Source organism: Streptomyces sp. NPDC014801 (assembly GCF_043082085.1).
In the GTDB taxonomy this organism is placed as follows: Bacteria; Actinomycetota; Actinomycetes; order Streptomycetales; family Streptomycetaceae; genus Streptomyces.
This window is the reverse complement of sequence record NZ_JBIBXG010000002.1, coordinates 510,614-529,334: the sequence shown is the minus strand read 5'-3', so window position 1 is coordinate 529,334 and position 18,721 is coordinate 510,614. Positions and strand designations below refer to the sequence as shown.

Sequence of the window (18,721 nt, the reverse complement as noted above, 5' to 3'; positions counted from 1 at the left end):
TCTCACACACCAAGGCGAGGGGCTTCGTCGGTTCTGTATTCATTCAGGCTGGCTGCCAGAGTTCGATGCGGTTGCCCTCCGGGTCGGTGACCCAGCCGAAGCGGCCGACGCCGTCCATTTGCTGCGTCTCCTCGGCCCGTCCGCGCCCGCGGCGCGTAGCTGCGTGAGCATCGCGTCCAGGTCGCGGACGCGGAAATTGACCTGCTTGGGCCCAGGCTTGGTGGACGGCCTGGATTTTGGCGTCTGTCGGCTGGTCACGGCCCGCCCGCCGGTTCGACCGAGGAAAGAAAGAAGGAAAGAAGAGTGACGGCCGACTTTCCACAGGCACTTGAGGAAGAGCTTTCCCGCGCCGGATTCACCTTCCTGGAAGTGGTCGACACTCGGGACCATCTCGTTCCCTATCTCGTCGCGCGGTATGTGACGTACCTGCAGTTGGAAGACGGCCGCTCGGACGTAGTCATCGAACACGACGAACCGAACCTGGGTGCCAGGTTCAACGCGGAATGGGAGCGTGCGGCCCAGGAGTGCGGCCTTTTCTCGACGGCGAGTGACGGTCGACAGGAATTTCTGCTCGGCTTGGACATATCGGCCGATGTGTCGGATGTGGAAGACGAGGAGAATCCTCCCGCCTATCGATGGGTGCGTGTCCTGCTCCGCGACGAATGGGACATCGCCGGCGTCGGCTGTGCGAACGGAGTCTTCGGATCGGGTGAGAACAACCCGACCTTCGCCGCGACGTCGTTGAGCGGTGACGTGGTGATGGTCGCCGGATACTGGCAGGTCGGTATCGGGTTCACCCTCGCCAAGCACCCTGAACGCATCGCGACGCTGCGGGAGCACGCGAAGCGCATCGCATCCTACGAGCACGTCGAACCCGCGCAACGGCAGTGGGCCGAACGCTGGCTCGCCCACAGTCAGACACGATGACGCAAGTGAAGCCCTCCTGAAGCTTTCAGGAGGGCTTCACGGACATTCAAGGCTGGCCGTCGGGGTCGGGGCGGAGGTGGTGGTCACGGGGTGACTACGGCCCGGGGATGTGACAAACCGCCGCCCCCGCCCCGTGCGGGAGGCACGGGGCGGGGGCGGGGTGCGGGACGGAAACCCGGGTGCGGGCCGAGGCGGCGCGTGGGGTCAGTTCACGACCGGGTCGCCGTGCAGCCGGACCGTGCTCAGGATCTGCTGGATGGTCGCGTCGGGCACCTCACCCGGGACGCCCTTGACCCCGTAGAAGGTCCAGGCGACGAAGTTGCCGGCGGAGTTCTTGAAGGCGAACGTGGTCGCCTTGCCGTCGGTGTCGCACTTGCCCTTCTTCGGCACACCGGTGGTGAAGCTCGTGGCCACGTCGCCCTTGACGCCCGACTTCGTGGTGTACGGCGCGGGGTTCCCGATCGTCAGGTACTTGCGGGAGGTCTTCTCGTTCTGGTCGGTGTAACCGCCGAAGGCCCACGTGGCGGAGTCGCCGCGGGCGACGCTCGCGGTGTCCTTGGCACCGTTCTCGCCCTTGGTGCCGGCCGCCGCCAGCTCCTTGTTGGTCGTCCTGCCGTCCTTGGCGGACGAGCACCACTTCTCGTTGAGGAACGCGGGCGCGCTCATGCCGATGTACGCCGAGCCGTCGCCCTTCTGCTCGTCCTCGAACCCGATGAACAGGCCCGGGTCCTTGACGACCCAGTCGGCGGGGACGTCGAAGGCGGTGCCGTACTTGGGGTTGATGACGACCTTCCAGCCCGGGACGGTCGCCTTCTCGGCCTCGCCGCCGCGCGGGTTGTCGCCCCCTCCAGACGCCGTCGGCTGCGTCGTCGGGGTCGGTGAGGCCGACCCCGACTGCGCGGTCGTCGGCTTGTCCGAGCCGCCCTTCGCGGTGTCGTCCTCGTCGCCGCCGAGCACCAGGAACCCGGTGACGGCGGCCGTCAGCACCACCGCGCCGGCCGCGATGATCGCCACGAGCTTGGTCCTGTTGTCCCCGCCGCCACCGCTGCCGCCGCCGGTGGTCCCGAGCGGCTGCGTCGCCGGCTGCGGAACACCGGCGGGCGTCGGCGTGCCCCACTGCGGCTGCTGCGCATAGGGGTTGGGCTGCTGCTGGTATCCCGGCTGCTGGTAACCGGGCTGCTGATAGGGATTCGGCTGCTGGTACCCCGGCTGAGTCGGCTGCTGATACGGGTTGTTCTGCGCGTTCGGGTTCGGCTCGCCCCCGGGCGGCTGCTGCTGTCCTGGCCACATGGCGCTCCACCCTAGTGCCGCCAGGGACACGAATCGGTCACCGGGCCTTGTCAGGGACGTACCGAAAAGCGGGCCGCCGCACAGGGCAGCCGGACGGGAGTCTCTGGCTCCGAAGGCTACTCATGGGTAACATGCCGCCATGAGCGCAGATCAGATGTCGATCGGCGAGATGCTCGCCGCCACCGTGCCGATGGCCCGGACCTTGAAGCTCGAGTTCGTCGAGGCCACGCCGGAGAAGGCGGTCGTGGTGCTGCCGGACCAGGGGGAGTTCCACAACCACGTGGGCGGGCCGCACGCCGGGGCGATGTTCACGCTCGGGGAGTCGGCGAGCGGGGCGATCGTGCTGGCCGCGTTCGGGGAGCAGCTCGCGCGGGCCGTGCCGCTCGCCGTGCGGGCCGAGATCGCCTACAAGAAGCTGGCCATGGGGACTGTCACCGCGACCGCCACGCTCGGTCGGCCGGCCGCCGAGGTCGTCGCGGAGCTGGACGCGGGGGAGCGGCCGGAGTTCCCGGTCGCCATCGAGATCCGGCGCGCGGACGGCGCCGTCACCGGCGAGATGACCGTCGTCTGGACGCTGCGGCCCAACGGCTGAGATCCGGTGCGACGAACCGAGGGCTCCGGGGTGTGGAGCCCTCGGTTCGTCGGAGGGGGGCCTCGATGGCTCGCCTGTGCCGTCCGGTCGTCAGCGGGACGTCGGACGGACCCGCCGCAGCGGCCTCGTCGGCGACCCGGTCAGGGGCCTGCTCGGTGTGTCATGAGAAGGGTGCCGGTGCGATTTCCTCCGCCGGGTACCCCATCCGTACGCGCCTTTTGGTGCCTGTCGTGGCTGCCTTTATTCGAATAGGGATGCGGATACCTGCGGTAACCCGCCGCGCATTTCCGTCTGCTGAAGCAGCGTCACTCGAACTCCTTGTTTCCTGTGAGGCGCGTGTGCGAAAGTGAGCCCCCCGCGGGAACGCAGTGCCACCCTTCAGCTCGGAAGGAATTGGTTCCGTGCAGTCCCCACACCCCCCACATCCCCCACGCCCGCCGTATCCGCCCCGCCCCACCGGCATGCCCACGGAGTCGGACCGTGAGCTCGTCGCCCGGCTGGCGACCCCCGACGGACACGGCCGCGCCGTCGCCCTGCTGCTCGCCCGCCATTGGCCGGCCGCCCGCGACTACGCCGCCGTCTGTCTCGCCGGCTCGCCGGAAACCGCCCAGCTCGTGGCCACCGCCGCGGCCCACCACGTCCTCGACCGGCTCGCCGCCGGCCGCGGCGGCGGCGCCCTGCGCCCGCAGATCCTCGTCACCGTCCGCGACACGGTCCACGGCTGGGCCGGAGACGGCGCAATGTCCGCGCTGTTGCCGGAATTGCGCAAAACCACCGGAGGTCGCGGACTGCGTGCCGCCGGAGGCGGCACCCTGGAAAAGCGGCAGCTCGCCGCGCGCGCATTCCGGGCCCTTCCCAGCGCCGGCCAATGCCTGTTGTGGCACACCGAGGTCGAAGCCGAACCGATATCCGTACCGGCCGGTCTGCTGGGCCTCGATGCCGGCACCGCCGCGGCCGCGCTGGAACAGGCCCGGGAACAATTCCGCGCCGGTTGTGTCCGCGCCCACCGGGAACTCGCCCCCACCGACGAGTGCCGCTTCCACAACCGTCTCCTGGACATCCCGCTGCGCCGCGGCGGAAACCTGCTCCCCGACGTCCGCCGGCATCTCGCCGAGTGCCGTTACTGCCGTCAAGCCGCCGAACAATTCAGCCACTTCGACGGCGCGCTCGGCCTCCTCCTCGCCGAGACGGTGCTCGGCTGGGGCGCCCGGCGCTATCTCGACTCCCGGCCGAGGCGCCCTCAGGGACCGGTGCCGCCCCTGCCGTCGCTTGCCCCCGCGTCTCCCGGCGGCCGCCACCGCGGGGCGCCGCCGGGCCGCCCCGGCGCTTCGGGGCGGCACACCAAGGCCGTGCTCGTCGGCGTCGGGCTGACCACCCTCGCTCTGCTCGCCACCGTCCTCGCCGCTCAGAGCCGCTCCGCTGACAACGCTGTCCCCGGTGGCGGCACGGGTACCGCCCTCGGCACCGGGGGCCGCCCTGGACGGGGACCCGGCCACACCTGGGGCGCTCCCGCCGGAGGAACCACGAGCATCGTCCCCACGCCTTCCCCCACCCCACCGCCCCCCGGCGTGCCGTCCGCCGCCTCCGTCGAGCGCCCCGCCCCACTCCTGCAGGGGCGCCTCCGCAGTGCCGTCACCGGACGCTGCCTCGACGCGGACGCCGGCCAGGTACGCCCCGGAGCCGCCCTCAAGCTCGCCGACTGCTCGCCGGCCGGCTCCCAGCGCTGGATCTACGGCACCGACGGGTTGCTGCGCAGCGCTGCCGACCCCGTCCTCTGCGCCGGCGCGGACCCGGCCGGCCGCCGCGTCACGCTCACCGACTGTGCCGACCGCACCGTCGCGGTCGCCTACGACCTCACCGTGCGGGGCGAGTTGCTGCTGCGGCGAGGGGGCTGGCTTCTTCTCGCGCCCGCGCAGGACACCGGCGGCGCGGTCGTCGTACGGGAGCGGGACGGGTCGGCGGTGCAGCGGTGGGCGTTCGACTCCGGAGCCGGGGAGGGCGTCACCCCGCAGCGTCAGCCGGCGGCGCGGCCCGACGCCGTCACCCCGCCCGCCGGCCCGGGCGAACGGCCCCGGCCCTTCCACGACCCCGGCGGCACCCGACAGGACCCGCGTACGCAGCGGGGCCCGCGTGACCGGCCGGCCCCGACCTACACCCCGCGCTACGCCCCCGCCGACTGCTGCGCCCGGCGCCAACCCCCGCCACCGCGCGGGCCGAGGATGGCCGGCATCCACACCGTGACATCCGTCCTGGCGGGCGCCCGCGTCGGCGTACCGAGAACACCTCTCGGCCTGCCCGCCCGGAAGGGGGCACCACCGGCGGTGCGCATCGCGCCGGCGCCGGCCTTCACCTTCGGGCCGTCCCCCGCACGGCGCGGCTGATCCCCGCGGGGGCCGCCACCCGTCCGGCGGCCCCCGCATGCCCCGTCCGCCCCCGCGCCCGGCGTTTTCCCCCGCGCTTCGTTGACTCGAGTCATCCCCGGTCGTACGGTGCCGACGCGCCACGGCGTTTCTGACGGGTCATCAATCGCCGTGCCCGGCGACGCGTTCAGGGCCCGGAGCCGGAGCGGGGACTTCGGGGCGCCCTGCGGTTCACATCGTCGTGCCCGCGCACCGAAGGAGTGACGGCACATGTCCGACACCGTCCCCCGGCGAGCCGCCCTGTCGCTGCTCGGCGGCACGCTCGCCGTCGTCGCGGCGGCCACCGGTTCCCTCGCCCTCGCCCCCCGCGCCGCGGCGCGCGGCCGACGACCCGGCGCAGCCCCCGCCCGCACGCCCCGCGTCGAGCGCCTCCTGCGCGCCCTCACCCTCGACGAGAAGATCTCCCTGCTGCACGGCGCCCCCGACCCGGCGGCGCTCGGCGAGGCCGGGTACGTCCCCGGCGTCCCCCGCCTGGGTGTCCCGCCGCTGCGGCTGGCCGACGGCCCGGCCGGCGTGCGGGTCACCCGGCCCGCGACCGCGCTGCCCGCGCCCGTCCTCCTCGCCTCCGCCTTCGACCCGGACCTCGCCCGCCGCTACGGGCAGGTCATCGGCCGCGAGGGCCGCGCCCTCGGGCAGGACGTGCTGCTCTCCCCGATGGTCAACCTCATCCGCACCCCGTACGCCGGGCGCAACTTCGAGACCTTCGCCGAGGACCCGCTGCTCTCCGCCGATCTCGTCGCCGCCGAGATCGCGGGCATCCAGGCCGAGGGACTGATCGCGACCGTCAAGCACTTCGCGATGAACAACCAGGAGAAGGACCGCATGTCCGTGGACGTGCGCGTCGACGAACGCACCCTGCACGAGGTCGAGCTGCGTGCCTTCGAGGCAGCCGTCCGGGCCGGCACCGGAGCCGTGATGGGCGCCTACAACAAGGTCAACGGCGTCTGGGCGTGCGAGAACGAGGCTCTGCTGACCGGGGTCCTGCGCGACCGGTGGGGCTTCGACGGCTGGGTCATGACGGACTGGTACGCCGCGCACAGCACGGACAGGGCCCTCCTCGCCGGCCTCGACATGGAGATGCCGAACGGCACCTGGTTCGGTGCGGCGCTGCGGAAGGCCGTGGACGAGGGACGCGTCGCCGAGCGGTACGTCGACCGGGCCGTGGGCCGTGTCCTGGCCGTCATGGACCGCTTCGGGCTGCTCGACGGCAGCGCGCCGCCCCGGCCCGACCGGGACGCGCCCGCCGGCGCCGCCGTCGCGCTGGAGGTCGCCAAGGCCGGCGCCACCCTGCTGCGCAACGCGCACGGCACCCTCCCGCTCGGCAGCGGCAGCCTCGCCGTGATCGGCCCGACCGGCGCGCTGCCCTTCGTCAGCGGCGGCGGCAGCGCCCACGTCGTCCCCGACCACGCCGACAGCCCGCTGGAGGCCCTGCGTGCCCGCGCCCGGGGCGAGGTCACCTACGCCCTCGGCGAGGACCTGTTCGGCCGGCCGATCCCGGCGGGCGCGCTCACCCCGGGCCTCGCCGAGGAGGGCACGCGCGTCGCGGCCGGGTCGACATGGACGTACGACGGCACGCTCACCGTCGGCGAGGCCGACGAGTGGACCTTCGTGCTGCACTTCTCGGGCGCCCCCACCGGCCGTCCGAAGGTGCGGCTCGACGGCACCGAACTGTTCCCGATCGCCCCCGGCTGGGGCGAGTCCTTCCGCGGCGGTCTCATCGGCACCACCCCCGACGGCCTCGCCGTGCGCCGCGCCACGCTCCGGCTCACGCCCGGCGCGCACCGGCTGAGCATCACCGCCCAGGGCGGCACTGCCGGACTGCTGTTCCGGCTGCGGCACGCCACCGGTGCCACGCGGGCCGCGGACGTCGCCGAGGCGGTACGAACCGCGCGCGAGGCCCACCAGGTCGTGCTGTTCGCCTACGAGGACGCCACCGAGGGCCAGGACCGCACCACGATCGTCCTGCCCGGCGACCAGAACCGGCTGATCGAGGCCGTCACCGCGGCCAACCCGCGCACCACCGTCGTCCTCAACACCTCCTCCGCCACCGCGATGCCGTGGCTGGAGCGCCCCGGCGCGGTCCTGCAGATGTACTACCCCGGCCAGGAGGGCGCGGCCGCCACCGCCGCCGTGCTGTTCGGCGACTGCGACCCCGGCGGGCGGCTCACCCAGACCTTCCCCGTCGACGACGACCACCACCCCGTCGCCGGCGACCCGCGCCGCTACCCGGGCACCGACGGCGTCGAGGAGTACTCCGAGGGCGTCCACGTGGGCCACCGCTGGTACGACGCGCAGGGCGTGCGCCCGCTCTTCCCGTTCGGGCACGGGCTGTCGTACACCTCCTTCGCCTACGACGACCCGACCGCGCGCTGGACGCGGGACGGACTGGAGGTGGGCTTCACCGTCCGCAACACCGGCCGGCGCGCGGGCGTGGACGTCCCGCAGGTGTACGTCGGGCCGTCCCCCGACCTGCGTCTGGACCAGCCCGTACGGGTGCTGGGCGGCTACCGGCGGCTCACCCTGCGCCCGGGGGAGCGGCGCCGGGTCACCGTCCGGGTCGCCCCGCGCACCCTGTCCTGCTGGGACACCGCCCGCCACGGCTGGGTGCTCGGCACCGGCCGGCGCACGGTGTGGATCGGGGCGTCCTCCCGCGATCTGAGGCTGCGTCTCGACGCGGCGGTGGGCGACGGGAACGCGGGGCGCGCCTGAGTCGTTCCTGTCCACGGGGGGGCGATCTTGTGCACCGTGGGGTGACGCGCCGACCCGGTAGGCTTCCTGGGGTGCGCCACGGCGTGCGCCGGGACAGACAGGGCAGTGAACACGGGAGGGACCGGCAGTGCACGTCCAGGAATGGCTCGACACGGTACCGGCCGGCGCCGTCTACGCGGTGGTGGCTCTCGTCATCGGGCTGGAGAGCCTGGGCATCCCGCTGCCCGGCGAGATCGTCCTGGTCTCCGCCGCGCTGCTGTCCTCGCAGCACGGCGGCATCAATCCGGTCGTCCTCGGCGCGTGCGCCAGCGCGGGAGCCGTGATCGGCGACTCCATCGGCTACGCGATCGGCCGCAAGGGCGGACGGCCGCTGCTGGCCTGGCTCGGCAAGAAGTTCCCCAAGCACTTCGGCGAGGGCCATATCGCCACCGCCGAGCGGTCCTTCGAGAAGTGGGGCATGTGGGCCGTTTTCTTCGGCCGTTTCGTGGCCCTGCTGCGCATCTTCGCCGGACCGCTCGCGGGCGTGCTGCACATGCCGTACTGGAAGTTCCTCACGGCGAACTTCCTCGGCGGCGTGGTCTGGGCGGGCGGCACGACCGCCGTCATCTACTACGTCGGTGTCGTCGCCGAGTCCTGGCTGAAGAAGTTCTCCTGGCTGGGCCTGGTCCTGGCGGTGCTGATCGGCCTGGGCTCGATGCTGGTGCTCAAGCGCAAGGCGAAGAAGGCACAGGCGGCCGAGCGGCAGGCGGCCGAGCCGGAGCCGGTCCCGGCCGCCGAGTAGACGTCCGGCCGCGCGTCGGGGCTGCGCGCGCGGAGGCTGCCGGCTCTCGCCGCGGGGAGCCCGTCAGCCGCGGTGCACGTCGTCGTGTGTCTTCGCCAGCTCCGCGTACAGCGTGCCGTTGAGCGTCACGCCCTGGCGCTCCTCCTCGCTCAGCTCCCGCCGCACCTTCGCCGGGACACCCGCCACCAGCGACCCCGGCGGCACCACCATCCCCTGCGGGACCAGGGCCTGCGCCGCGACCAGGGAGCCCGCGCCGATCACCGCGCCGTTCAGGACCGTCGCGCCCATGCCGATCAGGCAGTCGTCCTCCACGGTCGCGCCGTGCACGACGGCGTTGTGGCCGACGGACACCCGCTCGCCGATGGTGACCGGGAAGCCGGGGTCGGCGTGGAGCGTGCAGTTGTCCTGGATGTTGCTCTGCGCGCCGACGCTGATCCGCTCCACGTCGCCGCGCAGCACCGCGCCGTACCAGACGCTCGCGCCCGCGCGCAGCGTCACGTCCCCGATCACCGAGGCCGTCGGCGCCACGAACGCCTCGCTGTGGATGTCCGGTTCCTTGCCGCCGATGCCGGTGATCAGCGCCTGGTGCGTCATGGGGTGCCTCCTCGATCGTCGTTCGGCAGCACCGTACGCCACCCGGTGGGGTGAAGATCACAGGGCTGGACCGTGATGGGTGCCCGGCGCGCGGTTTACGGTGAGCGAGTGCTTATGCGCAAGAACACGTTCTCGTCCTGGCGGCGCCGCCTCGCGCAGCGCGCCGTCCACGCCGGCTGGGCCTGGGTGCAGCGCACGGGCTCGGTGTCGGCGGAGCACCCCGGGCGCTTCCGCTTCGGCGCGATGGGAACAGGTACCAGGCTGGCCTTCCCGCTCGGCACGGTCTTCGGCGAGCCGTGGATCCACCTGGGCGCGCACTGCATCATCGCCGAGCAGGTCACCCTCACCGCCGGCCTGATGCCCGACCTCGACCTGGGCCCCGAGCCGATCCTGCGCATCGGGGACGGGGTGGTGCTGGGCCGCGGCAGCCATGTCATCGCCGACACCAGCGTCACCATCGGCAGCGACTGCTACTTCGGGCCGTATGTGTACGTCACCTCGACCAACCACTCCTACGACGACCCGCACCAGCCCATCGGCCGGCAGTGGCCGCGGATGGAGCCGGTGGAGATCGGCCCCGGCTGCTGGATCGGCACCGGCGCGGTGATCCTGCCGGGCGCCCGCATCGGCCGGAACGTGGTGGTCGCGGCGGGCGCCGTGGTCCGCGGCACCGTGCCCGACCACGCCGTGGTGGCGGGCGCGCCCGCCCGGGTCGTACGGCGATGGACGCCCGAGGACGGCTGGCAGCCGCCGCTGCGCACCCCGGCGCCGGTGCCGATACCGGAGGGCGTCACCCCCGAGCAGCTGCTGGCGCTGTCGGAACTGGACGAGGAGACGGCGGCACGCCTGGCCGAGCTGGACGAGGAGCAGGCCGCGGGTCTGGCCCGCCTGGAAACGGAGGCCTGAGGCCGAGCGCCGGGGGCTGGGGCCGGGGGCTGGTGCTGGGGCCGGGGCGCGGGCGGAAGGCCGGAACCGGCAGACCGAAAGCGGGAGCCCGGAACCGGGACGCCGGAAGCCGAGCCGTGAGGTCGGAAGCCGGTGCCGACAGCCGGAAACCGGAGCGGGAGGCCAGAAGCCGGAGCCCGGAGCCCGGAAGCCGGAGCCCGGAGGCCCGGCTCAGCCCGTGGCCAGCAGCAGCGTGCCCAGCAGCGCGAGTCCCGCTCCCGCCGCCTGCACCCCGCAGGCGTTCGCGCAGGAAGCCCCGCGCGGCCAGCGCCGTGACCACCGGGTAGAGCGAGGCGAGGACCGCGGCCACGGTGACCGGGCCGTGCTGGGCGGCGATCGAGTAGGTGCCGTTGGCGGCGACGTCCGCCAGCCCGACGAAGCCCAGCGCGGGCAGCGCGCTCCACGGGAAGCGGCCCCCGGGCAGCGCGGGCGCGCCCCGCTTGACCGAGACGTACAGGGCGGCGCCGCCCGCGGCGACATTGGTCAGCCGCTGGACGAACAGGGCGAGGAAGAGACCGGTGACGGTGGTCGAGGCCTCCGCGATCAGCGCGAACACCGCGCCGAAGCCGAGCGCCGCGACCAGGGTCAGCACGATGGTCTGCCGCTGCACGGGTGCCCCGTTGCGCTGCGGTCCGCCCGCCAGGACGACGCCGCTCACCGCGACGGCGGCACCCGCGACCTGCATCAGACCCGGCCGCTCGCCGAGGACCAGCCCGACGCCGATCGGCACGACCACACTCAACGAGGCGAGCGGGGAGACGACGCCCATCGGACCGCGGGCGAGCGCCTGGTAGAAGCAGATCATCGCCACCGGCCCCACCAGCCCGGCCGCGAAGGCGAACCACAGGCGCGGTCCCGCCTCGCTCCAGCCGCCCGTGGCGACCACGATCGCCCCGAGGACGGCCGCCGCGATGGTCTGCGAGACGACCACCACGGTCAGGGCCGGGGCGCGTCGGGTCAGCACCCCGCCGCCGAAGTCGGCCAGACCCCACAACAGGCTGGTGGCCAGGGCGAAGAATGCTGTCACGGCTCGCCTCGCAGTACAGTTCGGTGAACGATCGGGTGCAGCCCACCGTAGTTCAGCGCAGTGAACGCTGTCATCCAGAATATTTGACTTCCCGGATATTGGACGGAATGTGTCAGACCTCGACCTGCTGACCCAGTCCCTGGCGCGCAACGTCAAGCGCTGGCGCACCGAGCGCGGATTCACCCTCGACGCGCTCGCCGCCCGGGCGGGCGTCAGCCGCGGCATGCTCATCCAGATCGAGCAGGCCCGCACCAACCCGAGCATCGGCACGGTCGTCAAGATCGGTGACGCGCTGGGCATCAGCATCACCACCCTGCTCGACTACGAGCAGGGCCCGAAGGTGCGCATCGTCCCCGAGGAGCAGGCCGTACGCCTCTGGCACACCGACGCGGGCAGCTACAACCGTCTCCTCGCCGGCGCCGAGGCCCCCGGCCCGCTGGAGATGTGGGACTGGCGGCTGATGCCGGGGGAGTCCAGCCCGTCCGACCCGCACCCGGCCGGCACGGTCGAGCTGGTGCACGTCACCGCCGGCGAGCTGACCCTCACCGTGGACGGCGTCGCCCACCGCGTCCCGGCCGGCGCCAGCGCCTCCTTCGAGGCCAACACCCCGCACACCTACGGCAACGAGGGCGACGAGCCGATGGAGATGATCATGGCCGTCTCGGTGCCGCCCGTGCGCTGAGCGCCGGTGCCGGTCACCCGCCGAGACGCCCCCGCGCCGCGAGCGCCGCGCTTGCTAGCGTGCGGTCATGCAGGCACCCATCGGACACTTCGACCAGGCCACCCCCGCCCCCGACTGCCTCGACGAGCTGACCCGCCCCGTCGCCGACGCCGTACGGCACTGGCGCGGCAGCGTCCCCGCCGAGCAGATCGTGTATGTCGACACCGACCCGCAGTGGGCGGACACCGCCGTCTTCGTCGAGCACTACGGCCGTGAGCTGCTGGAGCAGAGCGCGAACTGCGTGGTCGTGGCCGGCAAGCGCGGCGGTGAGACCACCCTCGCGGCGTGCGTGGTGCTGTCCACCACCCGGGTCGACGTCAACGGCGTGGTGCGCCGCCACCTCGGCGTGCGCAAGGCCTCCTTCGCGTCCATGGACACCGCGACGGGGGAGACGGGCATGGAGTACGGCGGCATCACGCCCGTCGGGCTGCCCGAGGCGTGGCCGGTGCTGGTGGACGCGGCCGTCGTCGACCTGCCGTACGTCCTGGTCGGCAGCGGACGGCGGCGCGGCAAGCTGCTGGTGCCGGGCAAGGCGTTCGCCGAACTGCCCGGCGCGGTCGTCCTGGAGGGCCTGGGCGTCGCCTGAGCGACGGTCGGCCCCCCAGGGGTGGCGTCAGGCGGTGCGTGCGTGGTGGGCCAGTGCCAGGTGCGGGTCCGTCTCGCCCGGCGCCGGGGTCGGATCCGCGTGCACCAGGGCCGCCGTCAGCCGCGGCACCGCGTGCAGCAGGGCGTGTTCGGCGTCCACGGCGATCGCGTGCGCCCGGCGCACCGACACCTCGCCGTCCACGACGACCGCGACCTCGGCCCGCAGCCGGTGCCCGATCCAGCGCAGCCGCAGCTCACCCACCCCACGCACCCCGGGCACTGTGCGCAGTGCCGCCTCCGCCCGGTCCACCAGGGCCGGGTCGACGGCGTCCATCACCCGGCGCAGCACCTCACGGGCCGCGTCCCGCAGCACCAGCGCGATCGCCGCGGTGATCGCCAGTCCCACCACCGGGTCGGCGAGGTCCCAGCCCAGCGCCGAGCCGCCCGCGCCCAGCAGCACGGCCAGGGAGGTGAACCCGTCGGTGCGGGCGTGCAGCCCGTCGGCCACCAGGGCCGCCGAGCCGATCTCCCGGCCGACCCGGATCCGGTACCGGGCCACCCACTCGTTGCCCGCGAACCCGGCGAGCGCGGCCACCGCGACCGCGCCGACGTGCTCCACCGGCCGCGGATCGAGCAGCCGCTCGACGGCCGTCCAGCCGGCGAACGCCGCCGACGCCGCGATCGTCAGCACGATCACCAGTCCGGCCAGATCCTCGGCGCGCCCGAAGCCATAAGTGAAGCGCCGGGTGGCCGCCCGCCGCCCCAGTACGAAGGCGATCCCGAGCGGTACGGCCGTCAGCGCGTCCGCGGCGTTGTGCACCGTGTCGCCGAGCAGCGCCACCGAGCCGGACACCGCCACCACCAGTGCCTGCGCCAGCGCGGTCACGCCGAGCACCGCCAGCGACACCCACAGGGCGCGCATGCCGCGCGCGGAGGACTCCAGGGCGGCGTCCACCTTGTCGGCGCTCTCGTGGGAATGCGGGGTGAGGAGATGCGCCAGGCGGTGCCGCAGGCCGGCGTGCCGGCGCCCGCCGTGCGGCTCGTGCGCATGGTCCTCGTGGCCGTGCGCCCTGTGCGGATGCTCCCCGTGCTCCCCGTGCTCCCCGTGCGGATGGTCCCCGTGTGGATGCCCGTGCCGGTGCGCCCCGTGCTGCTGCTCGCCGTGACCGTGCGCGGGCGGCCGGTGCTCGTGGTCGTGCCGGTGGTTCACGCGTGTCTCCTTCCGCGGTGGTGGTGGACGTACCCCGTCCGCGGCGCCATTATGTGCGTATGAGCGCACGCATGCACCTGTCATCTGCACATGATGCGCACCCGCGCACACCCGGCGAGGAACAGTTCGCGCTCGCGGCGGAGTTGCTCGCCCTGCTCGGCGACCGCACCCGGCTGGCCCTGCTGCACGCCCTGGCCGCCGAGGAGGCCGACGTCACCACGCTCACGGAGGCGTGCGGGGCGGCGCGTCCGGCGGTCAGCCAGCACCTCGCCCGGCTGCGGCTCGCCGGGCTGGTCACCACGCGCAAGGAGGGGCGCCGGGTGATCTACACCCTGCGCGACGGCCATCTGCGCCGCCTGGTGGACGAGGCGCTCAACGTCGCCGACCACCGGCTGACGGACCGGCCGCCGCACGACTGAGCCCGAGAAGGGGAGCGCGGAACCACGGCCCGAGGTGCGCGCGGTGGTGACGGCCGGTCAGCTCCGTACAGGCGAACCGATACCGGCCGCCGTCCGGCCACCGCAGGTACCGATACCGGTCGCCGTCGGGCCTCCGCAGGTACCGATACCGGTCGCCGTCGGGCCTCCGCAGGTCAGCCGAGCCTGGGGATCTCGATGGCGGGGCAGCGGTCCATCACCATCTCCAGGCCCGCCTCCCGCACGCGCGCGTACGCGGCCTCGTCGATCACGCCCAGCTGGAACCAGACCACCTCGGCGCCCTTGGCGACGGCCTCGTCGGCGATACCGCCGGCCAGGTCGCTGTTGACGAAGACGTCCACGACGTCGACCTCGAACGGGATGTCCGCGAGCGTGGCGTACCCCTGCTCGCCGTGCACCGTCTCCGCCTTCGGGTGGACCGGCACGATCCGCTTGCCGAAGCGCTGGAGGACCTGCGCCACGCCGTACGCGGCGCGGTCGCGGTTCGCGGACAGGCCGACCACGGCCCAGGTGTCCCCGAGCTCGGTGAGGATCTTGCGGATGGTTGCCTCGTCGCCGTACACCGATGGCCTCCCTGGGCCGAAGAAACGGATGCGAAAACCTCTCCCGGACGACAACCCACGAGGGGCGGCCGGGATTCCACCTGCGCCGGGACGCCGACGGGCCTACGCTCACTGCGTGCTGCGCATCACCGACGCCCGTACCGGAGAGTTCGTCGAGGCCGCCCCCGTGCGCCGCGGCCTGACCCGCATCGAGGCGCACGCGCCCGGCCACGACACGGCCTCGCTGCGCGTCCTGCTCGTCACCGACCTGCTCGTACGCGCCCTGGAACTCGGCGGCACGCCCGTGTGGGCGCTGCTGGCCGGGCGGCACGACCAGGCGGAGCTGCGCGCGAGCGCCGCCGCGCTCGGCATGCGGCCGCTGGAGGACAGCCATGACGTGGGGGCCGGCCTGGGGGAGGCCCAGGTCATCCATGTCGTGACGGAGGGCGGCGCGGCCCCCGAAGGCGTGCGGCTCACCGTCGGTCCCGTGACACCGCAGGACGGCCTTCCGGCCGACACCGACCCCGCCGCCGTACGCCTCGCGCTGCTGTCCCGGCCCCGGACCGCGCCGGCCCGGCTCGACGCGGACGTGCTGGGCGCCGCCGAGGCCACGCTCGCCCGCTGGCGCCGCGCCGTCGCCGCCTGGTCCCAGCACCCCTCACGGCCCATCCCCGAAGAGGTGCGCGGCGGGCTGCGCGCCGCGTGGGAGAGCGATCTGGACATGCCGGCCGTGCTGGACGTCCTGCGCCGGGTGGAGCAGGCCGGGCCGGAGCTGCCGGAAGGCGCCCGCTTCGAGACGTACGCCTACGCGGACCGGCTGCTGGGCCTGGAGCTCACCCGCGACGTGGGGGCGCCGTCGTGAGCCTGGCGATGCGCGCACTCGGGGCGCCGTCGTGAGCGCGGCATCCCGTGTCCACGGGGCGCCGTCGTGAGCGCCGCGCGCTCCGGGGCCGGCCCGCTGCGCCGTCTCGTCGTCCTGCGGCACGCCAAGTCGGCGTGGCCGGAGGGCGTCCCCGACCACGCGCGCCCGCTCGGGCCGCGCGGCCGCCGCGACGCCCCCGCCGCCGGACGGGCGCTCGCCGAGGCGGACCTGCTGCCGGACCTCGCCGTGTGCTCCACTGCGCTGCGCGCCCGGCAGACCTGGGAGCTGGCGGCCGCCGAGTGGGGCACCCCGCCGCCGGTCCGCCACGAGCGGCGGCTGTACGCGGCCGCACCGGACGACCTGCTCGCCGTCGCCCGGGAGACCCCGCCCGAGGTGGAGACCCTGCTGCTCGTCGGGCACAACCCCGGCCTGGAGGACCTGGTGCTCATGCTGGCCCGGGACGGCGTCGGCGACGCCCTGGAGCGGGTCCGGGTGAAGTTCCCCACGTCGGCGATCGCGGTCCTCGCCTGGTACGGCCCCGACTGGGCCGCGCTCGCCCCCGGCACCGCCCTGCTGACGTCGCTGATCGTGCCGAGGGGCGTCCGGAAGGACTGAGGCGAGGTCGTCCCGCCGGTGCGCATAGGCTGGCCGGATGCAGGACGAGTACCGCACGATCGCCCGCCCCGGTGTGCACGAGACCGAGGTCAACCGCTCCCGCTTCCTGTGCGCGCTGGCACCGGCCGCCACCGAGCGGGAGGCGCCGGAGTTCATCGCCGCGGTCCGCAAGGAGCACGCCGACGCCACGCACAACTGCTGGGCCTACGTCATCGGCGCCGACGCCTCGGTACAGAAGGCGAGCGACGACGGGGAGCCCGGCGGCACCGCGGGCGTGCCGATGCTGCAGATGCTCCTGCGCCGCGACATGCGGTACGTCGTCGCCGTCGTCACCCGCTACTACGGCGGGATCAAGCTCGGCGCGGGCGGTCTGATCCGCGCCTACGGCGGCGCCGTCGGCGAGGCCCTGGACGCGCTGGGCACGATCACGCGGCGGCGGTTCCGGCTGGCCACCGTCACCGTCGACCACCAGCGGGCCGGCAAGGTGCAGAACGACCTGCGCTCCACCGGCCGCGAGGTGCGGGACGTGCGCTACGGCGAGGCGGTCACCCTCGAGATCGGACTGCCCGACGCCGACGTGGACGCCTTCCGCGCCTGGCTGGCCGATGTGACGGCGGGCACGGCCGGCTTCGAGCTGGGCGGCGAGGCCTACGGCGACGCCTGACATATCGGGCAATGCGTACGTAACTGACCTACGCGGGAACGGTCATGGCGGGCCGTTACGGGAGTAACCGGCCGTGATGTCAGACCCGGCCGTTAGTCTCGGGGATCATGAGACTGCTGCACACTTCCGACTGGCACCTCGGCCGGGCGTTCCACCGGGTGAACATGCTCGGCGCCCAGGCCGAGTTCGTCGGCCACCTCGTGACGACCGTGCGGGAGCACGGCGTCGACGCCGTGGTGGTGTCGGGAGACGTGTACGACCGCGCGGTCCCGCCGCTCGCCGCGGTCGAGCTGTTCGACGACGCGCTGCACCGCCTCGCCGACCTCGGCGTGCCCACGGTGATGATCTCCGGCAACCACGACTCCGCCCGCCGCCTCGGCGTCGGCGCCGGCCTCATCGACCGCGCCGGCATACACCTGCGTACCGACCCCGCGGGCTGCGCCACCCCCGTCGTGCTGCGCGACGCGTACGGGGACGTCGCCTTCTACGGGCTGCCGTACCTCGAACCGGCGCTGGTCAAGGACACGTTCGGGGTCGACAAGGCCGGCCACGAGGCCGTCCTCGCCGCGGCCATGGACCGCGTGCGCGCCGACCTCGCCACGCGCGCGCCCGGCACCCGCTCCGTGGTCCTCGCGCACGCCTTCGTCACGGGCGGGCAGGGCAGCGACAGCGAACGCGACATCACCGTCGGCGGGGTCGCCGCCGTGCCCGCCGCCGTCTTCGACGGGGTGGACTACGCGGCCCTCGGCCATCTGCACGGCTGCCAGACCATCACCGAGCGCGTCCGCTACTCCGGCTCCCCGCTGGCGTACTCCTTCTCGGAGGCCGACCACCGCAAGAGCATGTGGCTGGTCGACCTCGGCGAGGACGGTACGCTCGCCGCCGAGCGCGTCGACTGCCCGGTGCCGCGTCCGCTGGCCCGGCTGCGCGGCACCCTGGAGGAGCTGCTCGCCGACCCCGCCCTCGCGCGGTACGAGGAGTCCTGGGTGGAGGCCACGCTGACCGACGCGGTCCGTCCCGCCGACCCCATGGCCCGGCTCAGCGAGCGCTTCCCGCACACCCTCAGTCTGGTCTTCGACCCGGAGCGGGCGCCCGACGACCCCCAGGTCACCTACGCGCGGCGGCTCGCCGGACGCAGCGACCAGCAGATCGCCGAGGACTTCGTCGCGCATGTGCGCGGCGCGGGCCCGGACCCGGACGAACAGGCCGTCCTGCGCGAGGCGTTCGACGCCGCCCGCGCCGACGCGACGGCCCGGGAGGTGGCGTGGTGACGCCCGGCGAGCCGCGCACCGGCGCGGGCGAGGCGGTCGGTGCCGGCGGTGTGGACGAGGTGGTCGCTGCCGGCGGTGTGGGCGGTGCGGACAGCGCGCTGAGACAGTGCGATCCCCACGCGGGCGGGCGTGACGCGGCGGGGACGCGCGATGGGCGGCTTGGCAGGGTCTCGGCAGGGACGCGCGGCCGGCGGTCCGGCGGGGGCGGCTCGGCAGGGACGCGCGAACGGCGGCTTGGCGCGGGATCGGCAGGAACGCGGGACCGGCGGTCCGGCGGCAGTGGCTCGGCGGGGATGTGCGGCCGCTCGTCCTGCCGCCGTGGCGTCGCGGAGGCGCGTGACCGGCGGTCCGGTGGTCGTGGAGTGGCCGAGGTGCGGGACGCGCAGTGCTGGCCGGCCGACGCCGCCTGGACCCGCGACCCGCGGTCCCGCGGGCGCCGCCCGGCCGGCGCGGCAGGTGTGACGGTGGTGGGCCGACGTGCCCCGGCGGGTTCCGCCGTGGCGCGTGCGGTGACGACGGGGGAGGTGGC

The 18,721-nt window shown here is 74.0% G+C and carries 17 protein-coding genes and 2 pseudogenes; 13 read left to right on the top strand and 6 right to left on the bottom strand.

Annotated elements, in window-relative coordinates; genetic code table 11:
• Positions 1-43: 43 nt before the first annotated feature.
• Positions 44-201: pseudogene (locus ACF1AL_RS05950) on the bottom strand (VOC family protein); the annotation flags it as partial.
• Between the two features lie 102 nt (positions 202-303).
• Between ACF1AL_RS05950 and ACF1AL_RS05945 the strand changes: the two are divergent.
• Complete coding sequence (locus ACF1AL_RS05945) at positions 304-927, top strand: hypothetical protein (RefSeq protein WP_391779066.1); 624 nt, start codon at positions 304-306, stop codon at positions 925-927.
• 204 nt (positions 928-1,131) lie between these two features.
• On the opposite strand, the gene ACF1AL_RS05940 is transcribed toward ACF1AL_RS05945, so the two are convergent.
• The gene (locus tag ACF1AL_RS05940) at positions 1,132-2,217 is read right to left on the bottom strand and encodes a hypothetical protein (RefSeq protein WP_391779065.1); all 1,086 of its coding nucleotides are present in this window, start codon (positions 2,215-2,217) and stop codon (positions 1,132-1,134) included.
• Between the two features lie 154 nt (positions 2,218-2,371).
• Between ACF1AL_RS05940 and ACF1AL_RS05935 the strand changes: the two genes are divergently transcribed.
• The 4 genes from ACF1AL_RS05935 (at position 2,372) to ACF1AL_RS05920 (ending at position 8,719) form a co-directional block, all read left to right on the top strand.
• A complete protein-coding gene (locus tag ACF1AL_RS05935) occupies positions 2,372-2,809 on the top strand; it encodes a DUF4442 domain-containing protein (protein ID WP_384209727.1) in 438 nt (145 codons plus the stop codon).
• Positions 2,810-3,270: 461 nt separating this feature from the next.
• Positions 3,271-5,190 (top strand): RICIN domain-containing protein, encoded by a 1,920-nt coding sequence (locus ACF1AL_RS05930; RefSeq protein WP_391779064.1) that lies wholly within the window; start codon positions 3,271-3,273, stop codon positions 5,188-5,190.
• A 249-nt stretch (positions 5,191-5,439) separates the two neighbouring features.
• Positions 5,440-7,938, top strand: a complete 2,499-nt coding sequence (locus tag ACF1AL_RS05925; RefSeq protein WP_391779063.1) for a beta-glucosidase — start codon at positions 5,440-5,442, stop codon at positions 7,936-7,938.
• A gap of 127 nt (positions 7,939-8,065) precedes the next feature.
• On the top strand, positions 8,066-8,719 hold the full coding sequence (locus ACF1AL_RS05920) for a DedA family protein (RefSeq protein WP_391696405.1): 654 nt from the start codon (positions 8,066-8,068) through the stop codon (positions 8,717-8,719).
• 63 nt (positions 8,720-8,782) lie between these two features.
• Here the strand turns inward: ACF1AL_RS05920 and ACF1AL_RS05915 are convergent, their stop codons facing one another.
• Positions 8,783-9,313, bottom strand: coding sequence for a gamma carbonic anhydrase family protein (locus ACF1AL_RS05915; RefSeq protein WP_391779062.1), 531 nt, complete (start codon positions 9,311-9,313; stop codon positions 8,783-8,785).
• A gap of 75 nt (positions 9,314-9,388) precedes the next feature.
• Here ACF1AL_RS05915 and ACF1AL_RS05910 point away from each other — a divergent pair, with 75 nt between their 5' ends.
• A complete protein-coding gene (locus ACF1AL_RS05910) occupies positions 9,389-10,219 on the top strand; it encodes an acyltransferase (RefSeq protein ID WP_386419892.1) in 831 nt (276 codons plus the stop codon).
• Positions 10,220-10,429: 210 nt separating this feature from the next.
• On the opposite strand, the pseudogene ACF1AL_RS05905 reads toward ACF1AL_RS05910, so the two are convergent.
• A pseudogene (locus ACF1AL_RS05905) lies at positions 10,430-11,285 on the bottom strand (EamA family transporter).
• Between the two features lie 109 nt (positions 11,286-11,394).
• Here ACF1AL_RS05905 and ACF1AL_RS05900 point away from each other — a divergent pair.
• Entirely contained in the window at positions 11,395-11,967 is a 573-nt protein-coding gene (locus tag ACF1AL_RS05900; protein WP_391659012.1) for an XRE family transcriptional regulator, read from the top strand.
• 67 nt (positions 11,968-12,034) lie between these two features.
• Entirely contained in the window at positions 12,035-12,592 is a 558-nt protein-coding gene (locus tag ACF1AL_RS05895) for a YbaK/EbsC family protein (protein ID WP_366840771.1), read from the top strand.
• A gap of 27 nt (positions 12,593-12,619) precedes the next feature.
• On the opposite strand, the gene ACF1AL_RS05890 is transcribed toward ACF1AL_RS05895, so the two are convergent.
• A complete protein-coding gene (locus ACF1AL_RS05890; protein WP_391779061.1) occupies positions 12,620-13,801 on the bottom strand; it encodes a cation diffusion facilitator family transporter in 1,182 nt (393 codons plus the stop codon).
• A 59-nt stretch (positions 13,802-13,860) separates the two neighbouring features.
• Here ACF1AL_RS05890 and ACF1AL_RS05885 point away from each other — a divergent pair, with 59 nt between their 5' ends.
• A complete protein-coding gene (locus ACF1AL_RS05885) occupies positions 13,861-14,220 on the top strand; it encodes an ArsR/SmtB family transcription factor (RefSeq protein WP_391696418.1) in 360 nt (119 codons plus the stop codon).
• 173 nt (positions 14,221-14,393) lie between these two features.
• On the opposite strand, the gene ACF1AL_RS05880 is transcribed toward ACF1AL_RS05885, so the two are convergent.
• On the bottom strand, positions 14,394-14,801 hold the full coding sequence (locus tag ACF1AL_RS05880) for a CoA-binding protein (protein WP_391779060.1): 408 nt from the start codon (positions 14,799-14,801) through the stop codon (positions 14,394-14,396).
• A 115-nt stretch (positions 14,802-14,916) separates the two neighbouring features.
• On the opposite strand from ACF1AL_RS05880, the gene ACF1AL_RS05875 reads away from it, so the two are divergent.
• The 4 genes from ACF1AL_RS05875 (at position 14,917) to ACF1AL_RS05860 (ending at position 18,192) form a co-directional block, all read left to right on the top strand.
• Entirely contained in the window at positions 14,917-15,642 is a 726-nt protein-coding gene (locus tag ACF1AL_RS05875) for a hypothetical protein (protein WP_391696424.1), read from the top strand.
• A 66-nt stretch (positions 15,643-15,708) separates the two neighbouring features.
• Positions 15,709-16,257 carry a SixA phosphatase family protein gene (locus tag ACF1AL_RS05870; protein WP_391696426.1) on the top strand — a complete coding sequence of 183 codons (549 nt, stop codon included), beginning with the start codon at positions 15,709-15,711 and terminating at the stop codon, positions 16,255-16,257.
• A gap of 37 nt (positions 16,258-16,294) precedes the next feature.
• Positions 16,295-16,921 carry a YigZ family protein gene (locus ACF1AL_RS05865; RefSeq protein WP_391779059.1) on the top strand — a complete coding sequence of 209 codons (627 nt, stop codon included), beginning with the start codon at positions 16,295-16,297 and terminating at the stop codon, positions 16,919-16,921.
• Between the two features lie 107 nt (positions 16,922-17,028).
• Positions 17,029-18,192: an exonuclease SbcCD subunit D gene (locus tag ACF1AL_RS05860; RefSeq protein ID WP_391696429.1), complete on the top strand. Its 1,164-nt coding sequence runs from the start codon at positions 17,029-17,031 to the stop codon at positions 18,190-18,192.
• Positions 18,193-18,721: the final 529 nt, after the last annotated feature.